Source organism: Mesorhizobium sp. M4A.F.Ca.ET.090.04.2.1, from assembly GCF_003999085.1.
Classification (GTDB): Bacteria; Pseudomonadota; Alphaproteobacteria; order Rhizobiales; family Rhizobiaceae; genus Mesorhizobium.
Genome location: NZ_RZOT01000861.1, coordinates 1 through 1,295, shown reverse-complemented (window position 1 = coordinate 1,295; position 1,295 = coordinate 1). Strand labels below are relative to the sequence as shown.

Here is a 1,295-nt window from a genome sequence, read left to right as displayed (position 1 = left end):
GCGTCATCTCGCAAGGCCGAGGCCGGCCGCCGATCCAGCGCGGCTTGGCGTGGACGACGACGCGGTCGCCGACGGCGAAGCTGGTGACGCCCTCGCCGAGCGCGACGATCTCGCCGGCGCCGTCGGCGACGGGAATGAGCGGGAAGCGCGGCCCGGGATAGTTGCCGCTCGCCACCGCGACATCGACGAAGTTGAGGCTCGCCGAACGCTGGCGGATCAGCACCTCGCCGCGCTGTGGTTCGGGGGTAGCAACGACTGCGGCGCGGAAGGCGTCCAGCCTGGGCTGGCTCAGTTCGATGGCTTTCATGGGTTCACTCCGGTGTGATGATTAATCGGTTGAGTGAACCTAGTTGCTGCGCTATTTCTGGATAATCCTTGGCTTTCACATTTAAGTATTGCGCAATATGCAGCAATCCCACGAACCGGCGGCACTTGCCGAAATGGCGGCGTTTGCGGCCGTCGCCGAGGCGCGCTCCTTCACCAGGGCGGCCGTGCGGATCGGCCGCGACCCCACCATCCTGTCGCGGCGCCTGCATTCGCTGGAGGAGCGGCTGGGGGTCAGGCTGCTCTCCCGCACCACGCGCAGTGTGTCGCTGACCGAGGCGGGCGCCGAATTCCTGGTGCGCGTGCGCGCCATCCTCGCCTCGGTCGACGAGGCCGAGGCCGCCGCTTCCGCCCATGCTGGCGGCGGCCCGCGAGGCCTGCTCAGGCTGGCGCTGCCCGGCACGTTCGGGCGCATGTGGATCGGGCCGCTGTTGCCTCAATTCCTCGCCGAATTTCCCGATGTCCGCATCGAGGCCGAATTTTCCAACCGGTTCGCTGACCTCGTCGCCGAGAATTTCGACGTGGCGGTGCGGCTCGGCGCGCTGGAAGATTCGCGCCTGGTGGCACGCAAGGTGGCGACGCGGCGCCGGCTGCTCTGCGCCGCCCCCTCCTATCTCGCCAGAATGGGCAGGCCGGAAACACCGCAGGCGCTGCTCGAACATGTCTGCCTCGGCTTCTCAGGCTTCCAGACCTTTCCGGCCTGGGAGATGACCGACCGCGAGGGCCGGCACGCGCGCGTCGAGGTGTCGGGGCCGCTCGTCACCGACGACGCCGAGGTGCTGGTCGATGCAGCCGTGCAAGGCGTCGGCCTGATGATGAGCACCGACTGGCTGGTCGGCCGCGAGCTCGCCGACGGACGGCTGGTGCCGATCCTGGAGGACTGGACGCTGGCTGACGAGGGCGCGGTCTATGTCGTCATGCCGTCAGCCAAGGGCCAGGCCGCCAAGACCCGCGCCTTCGCCGACTGGATC

At 68.5% G+C, this 1,295-nt stretch carries 2 protein-coding genes; one reads left to right on the top strand and one right to left on the bottom strand.

Features of this window, described 5'->3' with window-relative positions:
• Window positions 1–307, bottom strand: a 307-nt coding sequence (locus EN781_RS32675; protein ID WP_148669372.1) for an alcohol dehydrogenase catalytic domain-containing protein, incomplete at its 3' end; no start/stop codon positions are given.
• A gap of 97 nt (window positions 308–404) precedes the next feature.
• On the opposite strand from EN781_RS32675, the gene EN781_RS32670 reads away from it, so the two are divergent.
• Window positions 405–1,295 (top strand): LysR family transcriptional regulator (locus tag EN781_RS32670; RefSeq protein WP_145965794.1); only part of this gene is annotated, 891 nt, incomplete at its 3' end.